The sequence below is a fragment of the Bacteroidota bacterium genome (assembly GCA_040388375.1).
In the GTDB taxonomy this organism is placed as follows: domain Bacteria; phylum Bacteroidota; class Bacteroidia; order UKL13-3; family UKL13-3; genus JAAFJM01.
In genome coordinates, this window is the sequence record JAZKBU010000001.1 from 363,291 (window position 1) to 378,992 (window position 15,702).

The 15,702-nt window shown below is 39.3% G+C and carries 27 protein-coding genes; 26 read left to right on the forward strand and 1 reads right to left on the reverse strand.

Annotated elements, in window-relative coordinates:
* The first annotated feature begins 3 nt into the window (after positions 1-3).
* The 20 genes from V4538_01625 to V4538_01720 all read left to right on the forward strand — a co-directional run bounded on the left by V4538_01625 (position 4) and on the right by V4538_01720 (position 9,066).
* Complete coding sequence (locus V4538_01625; protein MES2379710.1) at positions 4-507, forward strand: hypothetical protein; 504 nt, start codon at positions 4-6, stop codon at positions 505-507.
* Positions 504-908, forward strand: a complete 405-nt coding sequence (locus V4538_01630) for a hypothetical protein (protein ID MES2379711.1) — start codon at positions 504-506, stop codon at positions 906-908. Before V4538_01625 ends, V4538_01630 begins: the two co-directional genes overlap by 4 nt.
* A 74-nt stretch (positions 909-982) precedes the next feature.
* The gene (locus tag V4538_01635) at positions 983-1,192 is read left to right on the forward strand and encodes a hypothetical protein (GenBank protein MES2379712.1); all 210 of its coding nucleotides are present in this window, start codon (positions 983-985) and stop codon (positions 1,190-1,192) included.
* A 29-nt stretch (positions 1,193-1,221) separates the two neighbouring features.
* Positions 1,222-1,530 carry a hypothetical protein gene (locus tag V4538_01640; protein ID MES2379713.1) on the forward strand — a complete coding sequence of 103 codons (309 nt, stop codon included), beginning with the start codon at positions 1,222-1,224 and terminating at the stop codon, positions 1,528-1,530.
* Positions 1,531-1,532: 2 nt separating this feature from the next.
* Positions 1,533-1,787, forward strand: a complete 255-nt coding sequence (locus tag V4538_01645; GenBank protein ID MES2379714.1) for a hypothetical protein — start codon at positions 1,533-1,535, stop codon at positions 1,785-1,787.
* 34 nt (positions 1,788-1,821) lie between these two features.
* Positions 1,822-2,688 carry a phage Gp37/Gp68 family protein gene (locus V4538_01650; protein MES2379715.1) on the forward strand — a complete coding sequence of 289 codons (867 nt, stop codon included), beginning with the start codon at positions 1,822-1,824 and terminating at the stop codon, positions 2,686-2,688.
* Between the two features lie 3 nt (positions 2,689-2,691).
* Positions 2,692-3,309, forward strand: coding sequence for a DUF1643 domain-containing protein (locus V4538_01655; GenBank protein MES2379716.1), 618 nt, complete (start codon positions 2,692-2,694; stop codon positions 3,307-3,309).
* Between the two features lie 4 nt (positions 3,310-3,313).
* Positions 3,314-3,589 (forward strand): hypothetical protein, encoded by a 276-nt coding sequence (locus V4538_01660; protein ID MES2379717.1) that lies wholly within the window; start codon positions 3,314-3,316, stop codon positions 3,587-3,589.
* 11 nt (positions 3,590-3,600) lie between these two features.
* Positions 3,601-3,783, forward strand: coding sequence for a hypothetical protein (locus V4538_01665; protein MES2379718.1), 183 nt, complete (start codon positions 3,601-3,603; stop codon positions 3,781-3,783).
* A gap of 4 nt (positions 3,784-3,787) precedes the next feature.
* Complete coding sequence (locus V4538_01670; GenBank protein ID MES2379719.1) at positions 3,788-4,225, forward strand: hypothetical protein; 438 nt, start codon at positions 3,788-3,790, stop codon at positions 4,223-4,225.
* 5 nt (positions 4,226-4,230) lie between these two features.
* Positions 4,231-4,782: a hypothetical protein gene (locus V4538_01675; protein MES2379720.1), complete on the forward strand. Its 552-nt coding sequence runs from the start codon at positions 4,231-4,233 to the stop codon at positions 4,780-4,782.
* Positions 4,783-4,784: 2 nt separating this feature from the next.
* Positions 4,785-5,279 (forward strand): hypothetical protein, encoded by a 495-nt coding sequence (locus V4538_01680; GenBank protein ID MES2379721.1) that lies wholly within the window; start codon positions 4,785-4,787, stop codon positions 5,277-5,279.
* Positions 5,272-5,682: a hypothetical protein gene (locus tag V4538_01685; GenBank protein ID MES2379722.1), complete on the forward strand. Its 411-nt coding sequence runs from the start codon at positions 5,272-5,274 to the stop codon at positions 5,680-5,682. Before V4538_01680 ends, V4538_01685 begins: the two co-directional genes overlap by 8 nt.
* Before the next feature lie 7 nt (positions 5,683-5,689).
* Complete coding sequence (locus V4538_01690; protein MES2379723.1) at positions 5,690-6,223, forward strand: hypothetical protein; 534 nt, start codon at positions 5,690-5,692, stop codon at positions 6,221-6,223.
* A 2-nt stretch (positions 6,224-6,225) separates the two neighbouring features.
* Positions 6,226-6,504, forward strand: coding sequence for a hypothetical protein (locus V4538_01695; protein ID MES2379724.1), 279 nt, complete (start codon positions 6,226-6,228; stop codon positions 6,502-6,504).
* Between the two features lie 23 nt (positions 6,505-6,527).
* Positions 6,528-6,755, forward strand: a complete 228-nt coding sequence (locus V4538_01700) for a hypothetical protein (GenBank protein MES2379725.1) — start codon at positions 6,528-6,530, stop codon at positions 6,753-6,755.
* A gap of 27 nt (positions 6,756-6,782) precedes the next feature.
* Positions 6,783-7,043: a hypothetical protein gene (locus V4538_01705; GenBank protein MES2379726.1), complete on the forward strand. Its 261-nt coding sequence runs from the start codon at positions 6,783-6,785 to the stop codon at positions 7,041-7,043.
* Positions 7,040-7,396 (forward strand): hypothetical protein, encoded by a 357-nt coding sequence (locus V4538_01710; GenBank protein MES2379727.1) that lies wholly within the window; start codon positions 7,040-7,042, stop codon positions 7,394-7,396. Before V4538_01705 ends, V4538_01710 begins: the two co-directional genes overlap by 4 nt.
* A gap of 935 nt (positions 7,397-8,331) precedes the next feature.
* A complete protein-coding gene (locus tag V4538_01715) occupies positions 8,332-8,556 on the forward strand; it encodes a hypothetical protein (GenBank protein MES2379728.1) in 225 nt (74 codons plus the stop codon).
* 24 nt (positions 8,557-8,580) lie between these two features.
* The gene (locus V4538_01720) at positions 8,581-9,066 is read left to right on the forward strand and encodes a hypothetical protein (GenBank protein MES2379729.1); all 486 of its coding nucleotides are present in this window, start codon (positions 8,581-8,583) and stop codon (positions 9,064-9,066) included.
* Between the two features lie 101 nt (positions 9,067-9,167).
* Here the strand turns inward: V4538_01720 and V4538_01725 are convergent, their stop codons facing one another.
* Positions 9,168-9,899: a hypothetical protein gene (locus tag V4538_01725; GenBank protein MES2379730.1), complete on the reverse strand. Its 732-nt coding sequence runs from the start codon at positions 9,897-9,899 to the stop codon at positions 9,168-9,170.
* Between the two features lie 276 nt (positions 9,900-10,175).
* Here V4538_01725 and V4538_01730 point away from each other — a divergent pair, with 276 nt between their 5' ends.
* The 6 genes from V4538_01730 to V4538_01755 all read left to right on the forward strand — a co-directional run bounded on the left by V4538_01730 (position 10,176) and on the right by V4538_01755 (position 15,642).
* A complete protein-coding gene (locus V4538_01730; protein ID MES2379731.1) occupies positions 10,176-10,505 on the forward strand; it encodes a hypothetical protein in 330 nt (109 codons plus the stop codon).
* Positions 10,506-10,532: 27 nt separating this feature from the next.
* On the forward strand, positions 10,533-11,093 hold the full coding sequence (locus V4538_01735) for a hypothetical protein (protein MES2379732.1): 561 nt from the start codon (positions 10,533-10,535) through the stop codon (positions 11,091-11,093).
* 19 nt (positions 11,094-11,112) lie between these two features.
* On the forward strand, positions 11,113-13,455 hold the full coding sequence (locus tag V4538_01740) for a hypothetical protein (protein ID MES2379733.1): 2,343 nt from the start codon (positions 11,113-11,115) through the stop codon (positions 13,453-13,455).
* On the forward strand, positions 13,442-14,257 hold the full coding sequence (locus V4538_01745) for a hypothetical protein (protein ID MES2379734.1): 816 nt from the start codon (positions 13,442-13,444) through the stop codon (positions 14,255-14,257). The genes V4538_01740 and V4538_01745 overlap by 14 nt, the downstream gene beginning before the upstream one ends.
* 22 nt (positions 14,258-14,279) lie before the next feature.
* On the forward strand, positions 14,280-14,819 hold the full coding sequence (locus V4538_01750) for a hypothetical protein (protein MES2379735.1): 540 nt from the start codon (positions 14,280-14,282) through the stop codon (positions 14,817-14,819).
* Between the two features lie 136 nt (positions 14,820-14,955).
* On the forward strand, positions 14,956-15,642 hold the full coding sequence (locus tag V4538_01755) for a hypothetical protein (protein ID MES2379736.1): 687 nt from the start codon (positions 14,956-14,958) through the stop codon (positions 15,640-15,642).
* The last annotated feature ends 60 nt before the right edge of the window (positions 15,643-15,702 follow it).

The following is a 15,702-nucleotide window of genomic DNA, read 5'->3' on the forward strand; positions in this document are numbered from 1 at the left end:
ACTATGCACCCACAACTATTCCCCCCAACCCAACTGCCAAAGCCCAGCACTGATGATGCCGCTTTTAGCGATGATGTTTTTATTATAGATGAAAATAACAACCATGGCATGGCGTATTATAGTTTTCAAAATGGTAAATGGTATTTTTATACCGATACCAATGTAGATTACATTACCCCTAGGCCTGCATCAAAGTGGCTTTGGTATTACCCCACAGTTACATTTCCTAAAAGTGCTTTGGTAGATGAGGTAACTTATAATATAGTACAAAAAGGCACCATATTAATAGCCCACAATCCGCTTATTAAAGAAAATATACCCATGCTAATTGTAGGCAAGGAATATACTGTATCAACTAAAGTTAGGTCATTACCAGTTAACAGTCTTTGTTTAAAATCAGAAATGTATGAAGAGCACTACTTTGACTTTCCACACTACGAAGATTTACAAAAAGGTGCCCCCTCATTTTTAGATTATTTCACTATTAAACCGTACGAAACAACATGAAAATAACCGAACATACCCCAATTCATTACTTTATTAAAGAAGAGTATAACCATGCTTTTCATCAAATATACCTATACAGTTATTTAGAAATACCTCAACAGGATAACTATTCACGTTTTAAGCAAATGGAAAAAATACGCCTGTTTTTTAGCAAGGATTTGGATAACCATGAGGTAGGAGTTTTTGAAATTAATTTTGGTAGAAACGATTGTATGTACTCAGGGCATAAAACACTAAAAGAACTTGTTAAACAAAAAACTTCCAATTCTTCAATTGAAAACTTTAAAGTAGCTAACCAGGAGCAATATTTAGCCCTGCGCCAAAAAGCTTTCGATATTTATTTAAGCCACCCAAAAACCAATTTTGATAAACTACAAATAGGTTCAGAATATAAAAGCTAACAGCATTTTCAGGCAATTGCAGCAAACAACATTTCAAAAAACAGTAACTAAAAAAGGTAACTAAAAACTGAATTATGAATATAACACTAAACAGCTGGTGGTACATACCAAACGAAAAAAAAACATTTGTAGTAACAGATAACGGCTGCGCAGGTAGCGACATAATACTAATACTACCCCTTTACAGCGATTTGCGCGAAACCAAAAGCAAAGCCACAATGCTTGACCGTATTAACAAAAAAACAATACTACCGCTTGACAGCAACGGTAATATACCAAAGTAACTAACCCTTTAAAACAAATACATACACTCATGAACACAAACTTACAATTGAGCAAAAATTTAACGCTCGACAGCATTCAAGAAAACAACTTTAAAGCCAACTACCTAATAGCAGTTGTTTGTTACTTCACCTTTTTTGGCGAGTGCGCCACCGCTTACATTTCTATTGCCAAATTGGATGGCCCGAGCCCCTCTTATGCAATGATGGAAATGGATGAGGGCGATCTGTTTGAGTCTTTCACAGAAAAATTGGAAGACGAAGACATTTGGCAGCAAATAGTTACCGAAGTTAAAAAGTATAAAGCCGATTGGGAGGCTAAACAATTAAGCGATCAATAATTATGAAATACAACATACGCAAGCAAATACAATACACAATGTTTTTATACACCACAGCCTATTTGGTTTACTCTTTTTGCCACTGGAGTTTAATAAACCCGTTTACCATGCTTATTCAGCTTCCAACCGATAGCATTGATATACGCTCTGCCAAACTGTTTGGGTGGATAGGAATACAGTTTATTATTTACTGTGTTACGCAACCATTTGGCGATGAGGAGCAAAAGGAAAACAAAAGTAACACACCAACCAGTTAACCTATTAACCAATAAACTTTAAAACAAAAACAAAATGCAACTCTCAACAATTGAATGGACAGACCGCACCTGGAACCCCGTAAGCGGCTGTACCAAAGTAAGCCAAGGGTGTAAAAACTGTTACGCCCAAACCTTGTACGAGCGGTTTAATGGCAAAGGCAGCTTTGGCACCATAAAGCTAAACCACCACAAGCTAACCGAGCCCGTAGGCATAAAAAAGCCCAGCAAAATATTTGTTAACAGCATGAGCGACTTGTTTCATGAGCAAGTACCGTTTAGCTTTATTGATACTGTTTTTAACATTATGGGCCAATGCCATTGGCACACATTTCAGGTGTTAACCAAACGCCCCAAACGTATGTACGATTATTATTTTTCATATAGAGAGCCTTTCAACCCTATACCCGATAACGTTTGGCTGGGCGTAAGTGTAGAAGATCAGGCCACCGCTAATGAGCGTATTCCCATATTGCTAGACATACCGGCTAAAACACGCTTTATAAGTGCCGAGCCCTTGTTAGATAGTTTTAACCTGTTTTCCGCTTACGATATATGGTTAGAAAAAGGAAATAGAGTACCTGTAAGGCCCCTAAGAAAAATGTTACACTGGGTAATTGCCGGTGGCGAAAGCGGTAGCGGAGCAAGGCCCCTTTCGCACCATACAGTAATAAAACTACAGCAAGAGTGCGAAATAAATAACATTCCTTTTTTCTTTAAACAGTGGGGCGAGTATTTCCCAATAAACAGAATACTTACCAGTAAAGAGGTAAGACAACTAGGCAACATGAGCCCTAAAAAATGTATAACCATAGGCGATACCGATTTTTTAAAAGTAGGTAAAAAAGCCGCAGGTAGTACGCTAAACGGCCAAGAGTACAAACAATTTCCAACCAACATTTAAGCTATGAAAAACCAAGAAATTAATACAGCCATTACCACCAATATTAATGCGTTAAAAGAGAGCATGAAAAGCGCACCCGAAATGCTAAACACCATGCAAGATATAGCTAAGGCAGTAGGCGTAGTAACCATTAGCGGTGCCGAGTTTTCGCCTTGCCGTAAATACCGCTATGCACTTTGGCGTATTTGGGATGAAACAAAACCCTTTGTAATGTTTATAGGCCTTAACCCCTCAACGGCCGATGAAAGCAAAAACGATAGAACAATAGCCAGGGTAAAAACCATTAGTGAGCACAACGGTTATGGCGGCTTTTACATGATGAATTGTTTTCCATACATAAGCACAGATCCAAATATGCTAAATATGATGATGGCAACTATACCACACAGTAACGATGCTGTAAACGATAAATGGTTAGAGTGTGCAGCCGAAATGTGCAAAACCGTTGTGTTTGCCTGGGGAAATTTTGAAATAGTAAAAATATTGGGTAAAAATGAAACCATGCAGTTTTTATTCCCCAATGCCAAAGCTTTACACATTAACAAAAACGGTAGCCCAAAGCACCCTTTGTACTGCAATGCCAATACACTTTTTATTGACTATAACCCAACTAAAAAATAAAAATATGCTATTCAAAATACAATCAGAAAACGGTAAAACAGAGTATGCACAAGCCGAAAGCATACTACACCTGTTAAAATCTTATGCCAACGAGTTTTCGGCAGAGGACTTTCAAAACATAACAGAAGTTGATCCAATACCCGATGAGGAGGCAAAAACAATTAAGCTACACAACACATCGTATACCGAGGGCGATCTGGAAAACACCAAATACATAATGTTATACGACTTAGCAGTAGGCAATGACTTTGTAATTATAGCCTCTAACGATACATATTAACCCCCAAAGCTATGAAACACCACCGCAAACCAAAGTATAACTACCGCAAGCGTACCAATGCAAAGCTAAAAGCCCATCGCAAAAAGCGTATGAGGCGATTAGTTAGGGCGATAGGCGGAATTATTCTGTTTTCAGGAATAATTCTTTCCTTATCACAATTAGCAGGAAGAATGAATAATAATACTAAAAACTAAAAATATGAGCACAGATTTAAACCAAATACACCGTACCGATACCCCTTTGCAATATTTAGAAAATTACCACCGTAAATGGCTTGCATTAAAAAATGAGCCCACCACTGGTAACATTAATAACAATTTTGAAAACAACCAGGCACGCCAGTTATTTCTTGATGATTGCAAACACCAGCTATACCAGTTAGATGTAGCCATTACAATGCTCAAAGAGCAAGATAGGTTAAGGTCAAAACTACGTATGTGTAAACTAGAAAAGTATAAAGACAATATTTACTATTTCCATGTGTTTTTTACTAACGAGGTAGAAGATATAACGGTGCATAGCGATGAATACCCGCATAAAGTTTTTTATACCACCAAGGTAACAGCCATTGTAGAAAACAGCGAGGGTAGCTTAGTCCTGGTAGATTTTAAAGAAATACAATTTATTAACCCCTAACCACCATGCAAAGAGAACCAATAGACATATACAAGTGGAATGTACAAGTAACCACCATTGAGCAGTTTAAAGAAGTTGAGGGTTTTTGCCGTATAAGTTGGCCCAACTTAGTTTTTGATATAGAAAGCTTGCCAAAGCCCGCATATATCAATTTTGACGCCTTATACTATGGCTTAAATTGCTTTTGTTTTAATCCCTATTTAGATAGCCGTATTGATACCCGGTACACAATTACCTGGGAGCAATTTTTAACTATTAAACCAAAAGGTTTAGAAATACTTGCCAGCTTTTTACCTGAAAACAACGGTAGTGCTGCCAAGTCTATGAATGAAGCCATAGAAAAAATAAAACACCGACAATGGCAAACAAAAACACCAACTGAAGCCATTGCCGCCCTTTGTGTTGGCGATGCCGATGGTGAGCATTTTAATGGCGAAAAATATTTTACAGCCACCTATTACCCCAATACCCCGGGCATTGATCCTGGTTGGGTATGTGGTAAACAACAGTACCCGTGCGAAGTAACCAAATACATACCACTAAAAAACCTCATATAGCCATGAAACTATTTAACCGCACACGCTATGTAATTATAGCTACCGACATAATGGAGCGCACCGGGTATGTAAACTGCGACTGGTTTGGCTGGCAAACAATAAAGCCCGTTTCCAAGGGTAAACAAACCGATGCCGACCAACTGGCGTGGGCCACCCTATTTAGGTTTGAGTATTTGCCCCACTTTTTTTGTTGGCTGTTTAACCGTTATAGCACTCGTAATTTACTACTGCTAACCTTTTCCATAAAGCAGGTAACAAAGCCCCGCTACCGCTATGTAATACATTATACTACCCTGTTTACCTGGTGCACCGGTTATGTTAATCTTTTCAGCACCGAACAGCGTAACTATAACTTAAATGCCCCCTATACCCATACCCAGGCATTAGCATGGGGTACCAAGTTTAAATACAAGTGGCTGGTATACCCATATTGTTGGTACCTAAACACCTTAATAAACATGCACACCGTTGAAAAAATAACCCTGCCCAATGATTAACCACCGCAACACCCAACACCATTTTATAAACCGCAAAGGCAAGTTTGTTAAAAACTGGGCGGTTATAAAAGCACACTATTGTAACCCTGTAAAGCAACATATTTCGCTGGGTTGGCATAAGCCAAAAATTGTGTACTATAAATGCTCACGCAAAGCTTTTGAGCAAATAGTAACCTGGACAGTACAACACCCACTTATACAAGTAAACAGCATTCGCGGCTGTTCTGATATTCCTTGGCCCGATGTTGAAGAGGAGCCTTACCCAGTACCAACCCATGTACACATAAATATGGGCGGAGGTGCCGTAGCTACCTTTAGCAAAACCCCAGGCACCGATACCCTAAACATAGTTAAAGGCTTAATACAAGCCGCCAAAGAACATTTAGCAAACAACATTATATAATACCATTATGAAAAAACCAATAACATTTAAAGACGTAGCCCACCATTATTGGGGCTGTACCATATTAACCAATGCCGATGCCGGTAACAGCTTTACCCTTGATACCGCAACAATAAACTTAGTAAGAAACGAGGCAAACTTACCAAACCACCCATACAAACCAGTGCTAAGGCGCATAAACGATATTTGTTTAGAAGAGGCGGCCATGGTAATGCAAATGGTACACCACGAAGGTGTAGAGTATTCCATTTTAAACTATAAGATAAGCCACAACGAGGCCGGTACACCAATTATTACAATTAATAACGATTGGTATAAAGAAACCCTATGCTTTGGAAACCTTACCGGTGCCATTTGGAACACCAATGAAAGCGCACATTTTAGAGCCAAAGTAGGTGCCGATGTTTTCCACTTTTTATACGGCCAGTTTTTCGATATGCACGGGCTTATTGATAGCAACCAAGCCTACAATATGCGCGACTACCCACAGCTATACGAACAACATTATTACCAAAACATTGATAAATTAAAAACATGGTAACAATGCAAACAATTAAAAACTTTTACCATGTTATTGTAACCTTTCTCATGGTAGCACTAATTGCGTTTATAGGCAATAAAGCCAATAACGCTGTAAACTTTCCATTTATTACCCGGTACCAGGTAATAATACAGCGCATAAACCCAACAGCCGATAGTTGCCTGTGCAACTTTGTAACCCATTACCGCACCGATACAGACTTGCTCCCCTCTACCCTTGTAATTCCCGACTCATGCCACAAATACAAGCTGGGCGATAGCCTGGTATTTACAAAAAAATAATTAAATCATAACCCCTATAAACAATGAAAAACGTAAAACGACTATCAGTAACCGTTACCTACAGTGTAGGATTAAGCGACTTACAAATGCCCGAAAAGGTATTAAAAGAACTTACCGAGGCCGCCAATAATGGCGACACCATAGAACATGGCATGCTTAAATATAGCGAAGCTTCAGAATGGATTAATAACAATATAAAAGAGCGCGATTGCTTTGAGCATAACACAGCCATTGATGAAATAACAGAATAAGTTATACCATAACCCCCATTATAAACCATGAAAATACAATTTAAAACCTATGGAGGTAAGGAACAAACAACCTCTCTAAAGGAAATACTGGAAGATATAAACGCCATTCATAATGCAAACGATTTACAGGAGGTAATGAGCCAGTCAAATGCAATGAAAAGTACCCTTTGCAGTATGATAGAAATTTTTTACAAAAAAGGCCTCCTTACCACTGATGACATTGCCAATATATTGGAGCAATTAAGATTTAGCTTTGATGAGGACACCCTAAAAATAATAGCGGAATGAAAGCAAAACTATTAAAGCTTCCCAAAGTAAGTTTTTTGTTTGCTTGGTATGATTTATGGGTTGGCATATTTTGGGATCGTAAAAAACGCTGGCTATACATTTTACCGGTTCCATGCACCGGCATTATTGTAAAGTTTGAAAAACAAAAACCCGCTAACGAAATATCAGTAGTAAGGTACAACCTAATGAACCAAGAGGGCTATACTCCTTATTGCGGCAACGATACTTGCATTTTACTCATGCACCGCACCACATGGAACATAGACACTGCCCAGTTTGAGTGTAAATGTGGTTGGCGCTCACAGTTTCCATCGCGCTTTATTGCCAGGTATAAAGCCCGATGGAACAAGTAAAATATAGTTATATTTGTATTTGTATTGCGTTAAACAATGAGAACTCGTGTACGGGGTGACGATAAACCATAAAGCTGCACAGTTTACTACACCGTTAGTAAAAAGGTTCAGGTACGCAAGTAGTCCTGGCTTACACATTAAAAATTTCATTTGCGCACTTGCAAAAGGCAGCCCTTAAAGGCTGCTTTTTTTATGTTTTGCGCCAGCAAAACGCCTTTATTTACCCCTGTTGTGGCGTAGCCCAACAGCATTATTTTTGTTTTGCGCCAGCAAAACGCCACTTTACTCCCGTGGGGTCAGTTCAGCCCGGGTACTTCTTTGTAGAAGTAGTTTTTATTCGAAAATTTTTTTTAGTGCTGCTACTCCTACAGCCAATAATAACTACGCTTTTGGCCTGTTTTGAGGTGTATAGGGGGTATTATTGGTTACTTTTCTAATATATTTTTTAAAAAATTTACCACAACAGCCACAACAAACCACTATATAATTTAATTAATTAATTAATAATAATAGAGTTACGCTATAAATTTTTGTTGTGGCTGTTGTGGCTGTTGTGGCATTTTTCCATTTTTTAGCAGCTAAAATTTAATTTTCGGTAACTAAATAATTGGTTTTCATATAAAATTTACCACAACAGCCACAACGCTTACAACAGCCACAACGCCCACAACATAAAACACGGTTAAAAACCAGTGCTTTATGTTCTGTTGTGGCTGTTGTGGCATTTTAGTAAAAAAAGTTTTTTAAGGAAAAAATGAATTTTCGGGCAAAAAAAGGTAAAAAAACGCCATGCTATCAGTAAAAACAGGCGTTTAAATAGTACTCCATATAGTACAAATTATTATTGGTTTCAAAAAACAGTTACTAAAAACGGTAACCGTATATTGAATTTGTAATAATAAAACTTTACTTTTGAGTTTATAATTAGCTAGTTAATGAGCCACAAACCAGCGCGATTGTTTATTACCAAACAAGACATTAAAACACTGTTGGAGTGTAGCGAAAGCATGGCTACTATACACAAGCGTAAAATTTACGATTTTGTAAACAAGCCCAAAGGTACCAAGCTTACCATTGATGATGTTTGCAAATGTTTTAACATAACGTTGGATCAGGCAGTACGTGTACTTACCGACTTTGCACCACCTGGCGATAAATAACAACCCAATAAAAAAACAATAACAATGGAACACACAAACGACTTTAATGTATTGCTTCAATACTTAGCCCAGCATGGCGGTAAAATAGTTAGCAGTAACAGTTTAGATGCTGACTTAATAGCACAAGCGCAAGCCTCAAACCGCATGTATGTAGATGAAAATTCACTGGGTTATGTTTGGGAGCCACCCGTTGCCGATAAATTTCCCGTTACTGTTGATGAGGTAAAAATGTATGAATGGTGCTACCCCTTAGAGGTTCATTTACCGGAACACTTAAAAAACCTAACATTTACCGATGCAGATAACCCTGCTAACACAACCGACAGCGTACCCCGTAGGGCTAAATTATATATGCTAACAACTCCCGAAAAAGCTATATACAATGCTGTTATGGAGGTTGAAAAAATTGGTGCCGATGTTAGACTTACCAATGCTGTAAACCTTTTACAGCAAGCAAAAGAACTGGTTGCCGATTTTGTAGATGATGTACCACCAAAAGCGGCCAATTAACCAATAAAATATAGACCAAACAACATTTGTTGAGATTACAGATTACACAAAAAAAGGCTGCCTTAAAAAGCAGCCTTTTTTGTTGTTAACCGGTGTTGGTATTAATACTTAGCTATGCGTAAGCCTACACCTACACTTAGGTTATAGTTGCTTACACTTAAGCTATTATCTAACGTGGCTGGGCTGGCACCCGTTAAAGTAGCATTAGTAGTATATTTTATAGTTTGTGCCTGGCTGCTTACATCTGCCAGTAAACATACCCTGTTACTTAGGTTATACTTATAGTTAAGCCCTAAGCTAAACGATAAATTACCCCCACTACCCTCACTGTTGGTAAACCTGTCGCCACCGCTAAAGGTAGCATCGTACCCGGGTGTGGTAAAGCTGCTATAGTAAAACAAATACCTAAGCGCTAAGCTGTGTTTGTAGTTTATTTTCCAGCGTATGTTGTGGCCTAACCCAAACGAGTTAAAGTTATAAGCCCCCTTGTTTTCAGCCAATAAAACAGTACCGCCAAAAGCCGTTTCCAGTCGCTCATTATACGCTGAATTGTTTAACATATACTTTTGCCCGGTATACTGTAAAATAAGCCCGTGGCGTTGCTTTTTACCAAACTGAAAGCATACGTTTAAGTTAATAAGCGCACCGGTATTAGCATAGCCCGCGCTTTTACTGGTTTTATCCATACTGCCAAAGTCGCCATTGGGTACAGCCACACCAAGGTTTAAGCCCCAGGTGCCTATGTCGTTTTGGGTAGTATCAATGGTGTTTTGTGCGCTTACTTGTGCGCTAAGTGCGGCCACCATGGCCGTGAGTAAAATAATTCTTTTCATAGTTTGTATATGTTTTTTTAGGTGAACAATTATACCAATTACCCTATACAAAACCATGCCAACCTAACAAAACGGCCTTTTTAGTTACTTTTTTAGCTGCCAAAAACAGCTAATTAAAGCCTTTTTTAGCTACTAAAAAACAACTATAAACAGTTGTAAAGCCTAGTGTTTGCAAGGGGTTTAAAGCAGTGGTATATTTGTATAACAATTTAGGAACTGAGAGGCCTTTAATGTATTTGTGTTAAAAGTATCTCTATCCTGTTTAATAGTTTATTGATGTATACACCAAACGAACACCACTACCTGATTAACGATTTATTTCAAAAGTTAAGTAACGCAATAAATAATCATTTATTCGTAACCGGTGGTGTATTGGGTAGCATTTATAGCTGGTTAAACGGGGTTGAGGTGCTACAATTAAACCATGTAGTAATAGACTTTAACCAGTTAGCCCAGTTAGCCATTAACAGTATAACCGGTGCCGTAATAACCATAGGTGTAAAGTTTGCCTTTAATCTGTTACAAGGTGTAGGCAGTAAAATAGGATCAGGTATAAAAAATAAAAGCATTCAGCTTTATAAATACTTTTCAAAAAAAGGTAACTAAAAAAGGTAACCAAAAACAGTAACCAAAATGAGCAATACTAAACAAATAGTAAAATGGAGCCTTATAACCGGTGCTTTTGCCGCTCTTATTTTTGGTGTAAAAAAAGGTGCCAACCTGGTAACCGAAATAACTGATATAGAAGATAAGTTTAAACTATTCCCGGGCACCCCGCGCATACATGAGTTAATAAATTATGGTTTGGGTGGGGTTAAAATAGCTATAGATAGTACCCAAATAGTAAACCAAACAAGCCTGAGCGCCACCCTCGAAAATATTTACGTTACCGTTAAAAACCAAAACGCCCAGGGCGGCTGGGATGATTTGCTTATAAACAAATCGCCAATTAGCAAGTTTTTAATTACCCCCAATACCAGCAATACAATGAGCACTATTTTATTAAGTGCCGGCTTGCAGGATATTTACACCCTTATAAAAATATTTAAGGGTACGTTACCCAGCCAGCTAAAAATAGTAACCAGGTTTAATTACCTGGGCCTTAGCCAAACTATAGAAAAGCAGGTAGATGCCAACAGCTTTTTTGCACCCATTAAGGCCGCACTAAGTAAAATAGGAGTAGTAAGTTTTTAACTATAAAATCTGATTAAATATGAAAATACAGCAATTAGGTTTTGTAGCAGCCAATAAACGTACCATAAGCCCACTGGGTAAATATGCCGCTTTAATATTACCGAGTACCGGTACCAACAAAATATTAATGCCTGATGGTAATACTTTTGATACCGTTAACTACATGGTTGACTTTGTTAAAAAGTACAGCTACCAGGTAGGCCCGTTAGCCAAGCAGTTGGTTAAAGAAAGTGGGGGTAACCCCAATAGCAGGGAGTTTAAAAAGCGTGTATTCGATTGGATTTATGAGTATGTAGACTACGTACCCGACAAAGAGGGTGTAGAGCAAATACGTGAGCCCGGGCGTTGTGCCAGGGAGCAAAAAGGCGATTGCGATTGTATGGCTACCCTTGCCAATTCATTATTGGTACAAGGCGGTGCTAAAGAAGAGCCTAAGTTTAAAAAAATTGCCTTAAGCAGCGATTGGCAGCATGTATACGCTGTATCCGGCCCTTATGTAATTGATCCGGTATTGAACCACTTTAACGAGGAGGCCAAAGGTATTACCAAAAGTTACGTGCAGGGTTTAAGCGGCTTAAACGGAATGCCTATACAGCAACTAGGAGCGGTAGCAGTAACCGTAAAAAAAGATGTTGCTATAACCAGTACAGCCGCACCCGCCAATAACCAAAGCACCGGTAAAACATTTGCCCAAACCAACGAGGCCGGCCAAATAGTAATAAGCGTACAGGGTACTGGTACAGGCGGTGCCGTAACCATTACCCCAGGTGCCGGTAGTGGTGTTAATATACAAAGCCTGTTAAACAGCGATGAGTTAAAAGCAGCTTTATTAGCAGCCGGAAAAAACCCTTTTGAAGAAACCATAAAACGGGCCTTTATAGGTACCACGTTAGCCACCTTTGCCCAAACAACCCTTGCCCCGCGCAATAAAAGTTTAAATGGTTTAAGTGGTATAGAAGATATAAACCCGCTTGATGCCGGTAATTTAGATACCGTTTTAAGCAGTGGCGAGTTACAAAAGTATAGCAAAGATGTTGACAGTGCTTTAAGCAAAATGAACCTGGCCGATACCAAAAAAGTACACAGCCAGCTAAACAAAAACTATGCATACCTAAAACAAAATACCAGTAGTGCCGAGGTAAGTAAAATAGCCAGCACTCCAACCCCTATAAAAGAGTTAGCCAATAGCAGTGTAGCCAAAGGCCTTATAACAGGCGGTGCAACTACCGCAGGTGTGGCAGCCGCCATAAGTATAAGCGGGGCTACAGGTTTAGCCACAGCCACCACCGCTACTGCTTGTGTAGCAAGTTTAGTATGTGGCGCAGTAGCAGCCGGTATAGCAGCTATAGTAATAGGTTGTGTTTATATTTTTAGCGACAATGCCGATACTACCGTAAATAACTTTATAGACTGGTTAAGCGGCAAAGGGCCTAGCAGCATGTTGTTTGATAACAACGAGGGCTATAGCGTAAAGGTTGATGTAAATATATATGGTGAGTTAATACGCAACTGGCGTGCATTGGCTACCGGTAGCACCAGTGGTACCGATACCATGCAAAACCCTAACGATTACTTGCCCATACTGTTAAGCATTTACCAAAACGCACCCATTAAACCAGGCGAACAATTAATAGTTAACCCCAATAAAACAGTACTACATGCCCAGTTTGATAATGCATTGCGTACCAAGTTTGGTAACGAGTACTGGAGGCAGTTTTTTTGGATGAAAACCCGGGCATTTATGGTTACCCCCTTGTTAGCCGAAATGCTATACAACGAACCATACACCGACTATAAAGCCAACATACGCACACAGTTTGCAAACGTAAACTGGCAGTTGATAGATGATGAATATTTGAGAGAAACAAAGGACGTGTTAAAGCTTCAGTTACTAATAGCCAAACGCGATCAAATAGCACTGGAAAACAGCAAAAACCCAAACAATAAGGCTATAGATGTAAATGAGCCGGCTGTAAGCGGTGCCATACTTTGGATAGGTGGGCAATACAACGGTACCAAAACCGGTATAATGACCAACCAAAACAACCTGGCACTTAAAAAAGGCGATGTAGTGTTTTTACAGTTTAACGCTGGTACCGCAACCGAGTATACAGGTTTACACACCGTTGACAGCCTGGGTAGCGATGATGGGCAATACCCTACCAGCATGTTTGTGGTTAATACACCAAAAACAACCAGTGTAAATGGTAGCGGAGTGTTTCAGTTACAGGAGGTAGTACCCGCAAACACCGATGTTAAAACAGCCAGTGTAGGTGGTTGGATAGGAGCCCTTTTATTATTGGCTGGTATAGGTGCCGTAGTAGGCAGAAATTCAAATAAACAAGAACATGAAAAAGCTTAACAACACCATATCGTTACAAGGTTTAGGCAGTGGTAGTATTACCCTGGGTGCTATTAAAATAGATACTGCAACCATTGCCGATATAGCCCAAAAATATGCCGAGGTAACCCCTTTCGAGGATCGTATACGGTTAATAGAAGAGGATTACGACTTAGCCACTGCCAATGCTGTACGCCAGTATTATATGGAGTATGCCTCCAAAGCAGGTACACCAGCAAAGGTAAGCACCGGCATGCCCCAGTTTACCACTACTTATAGCAGTAGCCCGGGTGTAAACAATATAGGTGTACAAACCAATGGTAGCCCTGTACCCATAACCACACAGGGTAGCGATGAAAGTATAGCAAAAAGCATTTACACGCAGGCCAAACAAAACCTGGCTTTATCCGACACCGATGGTTGGACAGCCTTAAGCAAGGAAGTATACAAAACCTATGGTGCCGGTATATCAAATGCTTTTTGGCAAGCCTACCAAGACGAATTAAATTTAGAAGCAAAGTACAATGGACAAATGGTTACCAGTATGCCCCAAAGCACTACTACCGTTATAACCGAAATACCCGATGCACAACCCCAAACAGCCGATCAGGTAGCAGCCGGTAGCAGCAATAAACTATGGCTTGGTATACTAGCAGTAGCCAGTTTGGTAGGCATTGGTGCCCTGGTAAAAAACAAAGGCAAAAAAGGGCTGGGTTGCGCTTGTAACGATGATGATAAGCCCAAACCAACACCCACAACGCTAAGCGGGGTAAAACGCAAAGCAAAAAAAACAGCTAAAAAAAGTTTAGCACTTAACATGTAACCCAAAAATAACAAATAATAAAATGAAAACGCCAACAAAAAAGGAAGCAATTAGTGGTTTAGCTACTACAGGCTCCCAGTTAGCAGGTATGGCCGCACCTCACGCACTATTAAAAATAGTGAAAAAAAATGGCCTGATTTACTCTTTACTAATTACTGTCGCAGGATTGGCACTTTCCATTATGGGCCCTAAACCGGCCAACGCTGGGGAGAAAAAAGGAACCGATTACAAGCTGCGCGAATTTGGACAAGGCGTTGCTTTGTACGGTATTGTAACTACTTTAAATGAAATGGCAAAAGATACCATAAACCTTGGTTTAGGTAGCGTTACACCCATGTCGTTAAAAGGTTTAGCCTTACCACAAGGTATACGCGATGCTATTAAAAACTATGTACCTAACCTAAGTGGCTTACCGGCTATGACCATTTACCCGCCTAACTACAAAATACCTGGCGACACTACAGTTAACCCCAATTTAAAGGGAGTAAACCTACCAAGCCCTAAAGAAAACATGCCTGCTCCAACCTCTTTACAATTGGGTAGCATCAATCTTCAGTTTTAATAAATTCAAAAAACAGTTACCTTTTTTAGTTACTAAAAAAAGTAACCAAAAACTGAAACAACACTTATAACAAATATTATTTAAACCTCTCTCTCCTAGCCAACTTAAAAATTAACAATAAATAATAAATAAAGTTATGAGAAGTAATGTTTTAAACTTACAAGAGTTAGCCACTACCACAAACGTTTTTGATAGTGCACCAGCCACCTTATTGGAGGGATTAAGAAACGGTACTGCCAAGCAAAACGAAAGTATTTTGTTTGCCCGTAAACAAATGGTATTAGCCGGCACGCCCGAGTTAATTGATAACGATCAAAGCCGTGCCGATGGTGTTACCGATTTTGAAAAAGGTAAGTTACAAGGTAACCAAGCCTTTTTAGTAACCCGTATGTTTATTAAATATGCATTCGATGCATCTGACACAGTAGTATACACAAAACGTTACAGCCAGTTTATTTACGCAATTGATAGCTTTGTTTTACAAGCTACAACTATTGATACCGATGCAGGGGCTACAGGTAACCAAACCGTAGCAGTAAATGCAGCTACCATTCCGGTACAGTTAGAAAATGCAAACTTGGTTTTAAGCGTAAACAACGCTGTAAAATACCGCAACAAGGTAGGAGCCTTTTTTATAAGAGGTACCCAAACCCAAAAAGTAGCCGATCATGATGACAATTCAGTATCGTTGGGACTTGCGCCAATACTTATTTTACCTGAGTCGCCAATACAAGCACAGTTCCGTTTCAACACAGGTGTAACAACGCCAACTGGTGTGCACTTTGTTGAGTTAGGCTTAGGCGGTGTGTACGTTTACGTTTAGTAGATAAATTAACAATTCATTATAAAGCCTTGCCCACGCTGGCAAGGCTTTATTTAACTA

Bases quoted from the DNA above. Each gene is read 5' to 3' on its own strand.
- V4538_01650 (MES2379715.1), top strand. From the start codon at position 1,822: ATGCAACTCTCAACAATTGAATGGACAGACCGCACCTGGAACCCCGTA.
- V4538_01680 (MES2379721.1), top strand. From the start codon at position 4,785: ATGAAACTATTTAACCGCACACGCTATGTAATTATAGCTACCGACATA.
- V4538_01675 (MES2379720.1), top strand. From the start codon at position 4,231: ATGCAAAGAGAACCAATAGACATATACAAGTGGAATGTACAAGTAACC.
- V4538_01755 (MES2379736.1), top strand. From the start codon at position 14,956: ATGAGAAGTAATGTTTTAAACTTACAAGAGTTAGCCACTACCACAAAC.
- V4538_01660 (MES2379717.1), top strand. From the start codon at position 3,314: ATGCTATTCAAAATACAATCAGAAAACGGTAAAACAGAGTATGCACAA.
- V4538_01635 (MES2379712.1), top strand. From the start codon at position 983: ATGAATATAACACTAAACAGCTGGTGGTACATACCAAACGAAAAAAAA.
- V4538_01710 (MES2379727.1), top strand. From the start codon at position 7,040: ATGAAAGCAAAACTATTAAAGCTTCCCAAAGTAAGTTTTTTGTTTGCT.
- V4538_01645 (MES2379714.1), top strand. From the start codon at position 1,533: ATGAAATACAACATACGCAAGCAAATACAATACACAATGTTTTTATAC.
- V4538_01745 (MES2379734.1), top strand. From the start codon at position 13,442: ATGAAAAAGCTTAACAACACCATATCGTTACAAGGTTTAGGCAGTGGT.
- V4538_01715 (MES2379728.1), top strand. From the start codon at position 8,332: ATGAGCCACAAACCAGCGCGATTGTTTATTACCAAACAAGACATTAAA.
- V4538_01670 (MES2379719.1), top strand. From the start codon at position 3,788: ATGAGCACAGATTTAAACCAAATACACCGTACCGATACCCCTTTGCAA.
- V4538_01630 (MES2379711.1), top strand. From the start codon at position 504: ATGAAAATAACCGAACATACCCCAATTCATTACTTTATTAAAGAAGAG.
- V4538_01690 (MES2379723.1), top strand. From the start codon at position 5,690: ATGAAAAAACCAATAACATTTAAAGACGTAGCCCACCATTATTGGGGC.
- V4538_01700 (MES2379725.1), top strand. From the start codon at position 6,528: ATGAAAAACGTAAAACGACTATCAGTAACCGTTACCTACAGTGTAGGA.
- V4538_01705 (MES2379726.1), top strand. From the start codon at position 6,783: ATGAAAATACAATTTAAAACCTATGGAGGTAAGGAACAAACAACCTCT.
- V4538_01640 (MES2379713.1), top strand. From the start codon at position 1,222: ATGAACACAAACTTACAATTGAGCAAAAATTTAACGCTCGACAGCATT.
- V4538_01665 (MES2379718.1), top strand. From the start codon at position 3,601: ATGAAACACCACCGCAAACCAAAGTATAACTACCGCAAGCGTACCAAT.
- V4538_01725 (MES2379730.1), bottom strand. From the start codon at position 9,899: ATGAAAAGAATTATTTTACTCACGGCCATGGTGGCCGCACTTAGCGCA.
- V4538_01750 (MES2379735.1), top strand. From the start codon at position 14,280: ATGAAAACGCCAACAAAAAAGGAAGCAATTAGTGGTTTAGCTACTACA.
- V4538_01735 (MES2379732.1), top strand. From the start codon at position 10,533: ATGAGCAATACTAAACAAATAGTAAAATGGAGCCTTATAACCGGTGCT.
- V4538_01720 (MES2379729.1), top strand. From the start codon at position 8,581: ATGGAACACACAAACGACTTTAATGTATTGCTTCAATACTTAGCCCAG.
- V4538_01695 (MES2379724.1), top strand. From the start codon at position 6,226: ATGCAAACAATTAAAAACTTTTACCATGTTATTGTAACCTTTCTCATG.
- V4538_01740 (MES2379733.1), top strand. From the start codon at position 11,113: ATGAAAATACAGCAATTAGGTTTTGTAGCAGCCAATAAACGTACCATA.
- V4538_01730 (MES2379731.1), top strand. From the start codon at position 10,176: ATGTATACACCAAACGAACACCACTACCTGATTAACGATTTATTTCAA.
- V4538_01685 (MES2379722.1), top strand. From the start codon at position 5,272: ATGATTAACCACCGCAACACCCAACACCATTTTATAAACCGCAAAGGC.
- V4538_01625 (MES2379710.1), top strand. From the start codon at position 4: ATGCACCCACAACTATTCCCCCCAACCCAACTGCCAAAGCCCAGCACT.
- V4538_01655 (MES2379716.1), top strand. From the start codon at position 2,692: ATGAAAAACCAAGAAATTAATACAGCCATTACCACCAATATTAATGCG.